Genomic DNA, 4,858 nt, shown 5'->3' with positions numbered 1-4,858 from the left:
GGGCGGCATGGGCGGCGGCGTCCTGCGCGGCGCGCTTGCGCGACGCCGGCGGCGCATCCCAGGCATCCTCGTTGATCGCGAAAGCATCCTGCACCGAACTGCCGGCCGCCACCACTGGCCCCAGTGTGGGCTCACGGCGCTCGCTCGACTGTGCCGGCACCCGGGGCGGCGAAAGCGTCGGTTCGATGAACGGACGGTCGTCGTCGGCATCCGGCACGCCGGCCGTCGCATCGATGCCGGCACCGTCGACCGGCATGCGACGCGGTATTCGTGTGCGTGCCTTGCTGCCCTGCCAGGCGTTATAGGCCACGACTCCCAGCAGTACCACTACCCCTGCGCCAATCAAGCTGAGCTGCAGTTCATTCATGCGCGGCGTTCCTCTCTCTTCTCCATCGTGGGCGCGGGCTCAGACGATCTCGGCCAGATTGATCGCCGACTCCATGTCCACCGCGACGATCCGCGACACCCCTTGTTCCTGCATGGTGACGCCGATGAGCTGATTGGCCATTTCCATCGCGATTTTGTTATGCGAAATAAATACGAATTGGGTACGGTCCGACATGCGCGCCACCATCTTGGCGTAGCGCTCGGTGTTGGCATCGTCCAGCGGCGCGTCCACCTCGTCGAGCAAACAGAACGGCGCCGGATTGAGCTGGAACATGCCGAACACCAGTGCAATGGCCGTGAGCGCCTTCTCTCCCCCCGACAGCAGATGAATCGTAGAGTTCTTCTTGCCCGGCGGTTGCGCCATGACTTGTACGCCAGCGTCGAGGATTTCGTCACCGGTCATGATGAGCTTGGCTTGTCCGCCGCCGAACAGCAGCGGGAACAGTTCGCCGAAATGCTTGTTCACTTCGTCGAATGTGCCCTGGAGCATCACCCGCGTCTCTTCGTCGATTTTGCGAATCGCGCCTTCGAGGGTGTCGATGGCGTCGTTCAGGTCGGCCGACTGTGCGTCGAGGAAGACCTTGCGCTCACGCGCCGTCTCCAACTCTTCCAGCGCGGCCATGTTGACCGGACCCAACGCGTTAATCGCGTTGTTGATGCGGGTGACTTCGCCTTGCAGGTACGACGGCTTCATATCGGGCGTCAGCTTGACGGCGAGTGCCTCCTCGTCGACCTCGGCCGCCGTCAGTTGCTCGACGAACTGCTCGCGGTTCAGGCGTGCCGCCTGCTCCTTCAACTGGAATTCCGTAATCCGGTCACGCAGCGGTTGCAGCCCGCGCTCCGCCGCCAGCCGCTCTTCGTCGCTCTGACGCAACTTGTGCGTGAGCGCCTCGAGTTCAATGCGTGCGGCCCCGAGAATCTCTTCCTTCTGCGCGCGGAGTTCAAGCGCGTCCTGCAAACCGTTCTCGACCGTCTGTTCGGTGATCTGCGTGAGTTCGGCCTGTGCCTGCTCGATCGACACCACCAAACGTTCGGCCTGCTCGAGCGCCGTCTGGATACTGCGGCGGTGCTCGTCGATCTTGCTTGAAATCCCCTTTTGACCGAACGCCGCTTCCTGCGCCAGACGCTCCAACTCGCGCGCACGGTTGCGGGCATCCGAGAGCCGGCTGTCGAGCGATTCGAATTCGAGCTGCCCGTCTTCGAACGTCGCCTGCAATTCGGCCAGACGCGCGTCGCTCTGCTCGAAGTTCGCCTCCGATTCGGCGCGCAGCGCCAGTTGCTCCTCGATCTGCGCGGCGATTTCACGCAGCTCTTCGTCGATCTGCGTGCTGCGGGCGTTGAAGCGCTCATAGGCTTGCGTGAGCTTGAGCACGTCCATCTGCAGCGCATGCACACGCTGGGTGGCGCGCTCGGCACGCCCGCGCACCTCGCTGAGTGACTGCGCCGCCTGGCTGTAGGCAGCCTCCGCCCGCACGGCGGCAGCCTTGACTTCGTCCGACAGCAACACCTGCGCGCGCAGTTGCTTGCCCAGGTTCTCGATTTCCTGCTGACGCGCGAGCAAGCCAGCCTGCTCGGAGTCGGCGGCATAAAGCTGCACACCCACGCGCGTGACCTGGTGCCCCGCCTTGACGACGAGCGACGCGCCCTCCGGCAGTTGCGCCCGGGCGACCATCGCCTGCGCGAGATCGTCGGCGACGAACACGTGACCGAGCCATTCCTGCAGCACGGCACGAAGGCCAGGATCGTCGATGCGCAGCAACGAAAGCAGCGGGCGCAGCGACGCCGGGGCGTCGAGCGCACGCGCGGCCGGTGGCGGCGAATAGAACGCCAGCTTGGCCGGCGGCGCATCGCTCGCAAACGCCTTCACCCAATCGAGATTGCTGATTTCCAGGGCGGCGAGACGCTCGCGAAGCACCGATTCAAGGGCGTTTTCCCAGCCCGGCTCAATGTGCAGTTTCTTCCATAGACGCGGCAATTGCGCCAACTCGTGCTTGTCGAGCCACGGCTGCACCTTGCCCTCCGTCTGCACACTCTCCTGAAGTTGCTTGAGTGCGGTGAGACGCGCTTCGAGCTGCGCAATGGACGCGGCTTCGGACTGCACCCGCGCCTGCGCCTCGGCACGCTCGGCTTCGAGTCGCGGCAGCCGCTCCTGCGCATCGGCAAGTTCGGCCTGCGCGTCTTCGAGCATCGCCTGATGTTCGGCAAGATCGGCGCGCTGCATCTCCAGTTCGGCTTCGTCGGGCTTGTCGAGCCCGCGCGCCTCGCCTTGCAGACGCTCCTGACGCTGCTGCAACTGTTGCAATGCCTGATCGGCATTGCGCTGGTGCGCCGCTTCGAGTTTCAGACTCTGCTCGACCTGCGAAATCTCGCTGCGCTGCTCGTTGAGCAGGGTCTGCGCGTCGCGCCAGCCGGCTTCCAGCGCTGGCAGCGCATCGTTCTGATCGGCCGCCTGATCCTGCGCCGTGGCCGCGCGCTCCTCGGCGATGATGAGTTCTTCTTCCGCGAGCGTCAGGGCCTCCTCCGACTGCGCCGAGCGCGCCTGCCATTGCTCACGCTGCGAGGTGAGCGCCGCCAGTTGCGCCTGCACGCGGTTGCGCGACTCGACGACGTAGCGGATCTCGGCTTCCAGCCGGCTGACCTCCGAATTCGCCTCGTACATGGCGCTTTGCGCGGCCTGAACGGCATCGGTGGCCGTGTAATGAGCGGCGCGCAGCGTTTCGAGATCCGATTCGGAGCCGCGCAGACGCGCCATCTGCGCTTCGAGATCGACCTGCGCCGATTCGATCGCGCGCTGTTGACGCTCTTGTTCGTTCTGGGCTTCGTTCTTGCGCAGCAGCCACAGCAACTGCTGCTTTTCTTCGCCGTCGCGATGCAAGTCCTTGTACCGATTGGCCACCACGGCCTGCGATTCCAGCTTTTCGAGATTACTGCCGAGTTCGCGCAGAATGTCTTCGACGCGCGTGAGGTTCTCGCGCGTGTCCTGCAGGCGGTTCTCGGTCTCGCGACGACGCTCCTTGTACTTGGAGACGCCCGCAGCTTCTTCGAGGAACACGCGCAACTCTTCCGGCTTGGCCTCGATGATGCGCGAGATCATCCCCTGTCCGATGATGGCGTAGGCGCGCGGCCCGAGGCCGGTACCGAGGAAGATGTCCTGGATGTCCCGCCGGCGGGCCGGCAGGTTGTTGATGTAGTAGCTGGAGGTGCCATCGCGCGTGAGCACGCGCTTGACCGCGATGTCGGCGTACTGGCTCCACTGCCCGGCGGCGCGCCCGGCGCTGTTGTCGAACACGAGTTCGACGCTGGCGCGGCTCGCCTGCTTGCGGGCGGTCGATCCGTTGAAAATCACGTCCTGCATCGATTCGCCGCGCAGCTCCGAGGCGCGCGACTCACCGAGCACCCAGCGCACGGCGTCGATGATGTTGGATTTGCCGCACCCGTTGGGGCCAACGATCCCGACCAGTTGGCCAGGCACCGCGAAGTTCGTCGGATCGACGAAGGACTTGAAGCCGGCGAGTTTGATGGAGGTCAGACGCACGGCAGGTTCGCTTTATCGGTCATGGAATGATGGGAAAGACGCAGACGCGCTTAGCTGGTCCTGTCGGGCCTTGCGCGCACTGCTGCGCACTGGCCGCTGACATCGATATGACATCGGTTCGCATCATACCATCGCATCCCTCGCCGTCGCGCATTTACAACGCCCGGAATCCGGCAAAATGCCTGACAGCACGCCGGCGGCCACAATGCACAGTCCACCCGCGATGTCGCGCACGCCCAGCCCTTCGTTCGCCAGCCACCAGGACGACATCGCCGCCACCACGATCTCGAAGAGCATGATGAGCGCCGCCTGATTGGCGGGCACCTGGGCCAACCCGAACTGCACCACGACGTTGGTCAGCGCAATCGCGCAGCCCAAGGCGAGCGCCACGGCAGCGGCGGCCGTACCCGACGTGAGCGCCGAGACAGCAGCGCGCCCCGTGTCGGCCCCGCCATCGAACGGCAACACCAGCAACCCGCCGACCACGCAGCCGAGATACAGCGTCCAACTACGCATTTCGGCACGCACGTCAGGCATCGCCTGACTGACGCGCCGCAGCAGCACATTGTTGAGCGCAAAGGCCGCCCCGGCAATGGCGCCCGCCCATTCGCCGGGGTTGTTGGGCAGCGGCCAGCCCAGCGCGGGCGACCAAAGCATCAGCCCCGCCCCACCGAGCGCCAGCGCGATCAGCCCCACGCCGCGCACACCGACGCGCTCGCCCAGCAGCCAGTGGGCGAACAGCGCCGTCCAGACCGGCGTCAGGTAGAACAGCAGCAGGACACGCATCACATGTCCGTGCGTCGTGCCCCAGACAAACGCGACGTTGGTCGCGCCGCCAGCGAACGCCACCCCCGCGAGCAGCCACGACCACCGCAGCGTGCCGAGCGAGCCGCGATATACGAGCGTGAGCAACAGCAGCGCGACGCTTGCGGTGCC

General features: G+C 65.4%; 2 protein-coding genes and 1 pseudogene. All 3 read right to left on the bottom strand.

Annotation, left to right across the window (positions count from 1 at the left end):
* Positions 1–367 (bottom strand): annotated as a pseudogene (locus tag A985_RS0114435) (cell division protein FtsZ); the annotation flags it as partial.
* A 39-nt stretch (positions 368–406) separates the two neighbouring features.
* Positions 407–3,922 (bottom strand): chromosome segregation protein SMC, encoded by a 3,516-nt coding sequence (smc, locus tag A985_RS0114430; protein WP_017234114.1) that lies wholly within the window; start codon positions 3,920–3,922, stop codon positions 407–409.
* Between the two features lie 123 nt (positions 3,923–4,045).
* Positions 4,046–4,858 (bottom strand): DMT family transporter (locus A985_RS25575; RefSeq protein WP_017234113.1); only part of this gene is annotated, 813 nt, incomplete at its 5' end.

The sequence above is a fragment of the Pandoraea sp. B-6 genome (assembly GCF_000282835.1).
In the GTDB taxonomy this organism is placed as follows: Bacteria; Pseudomonadota; Gammaproteobacteria; order Burkholderiales; family Burkholderiaceae; genus Pandoraea; species Pandoraea cepalis.
This window is presented reverse-complemented; position numbering and strand designations above follow the sequence as displayed.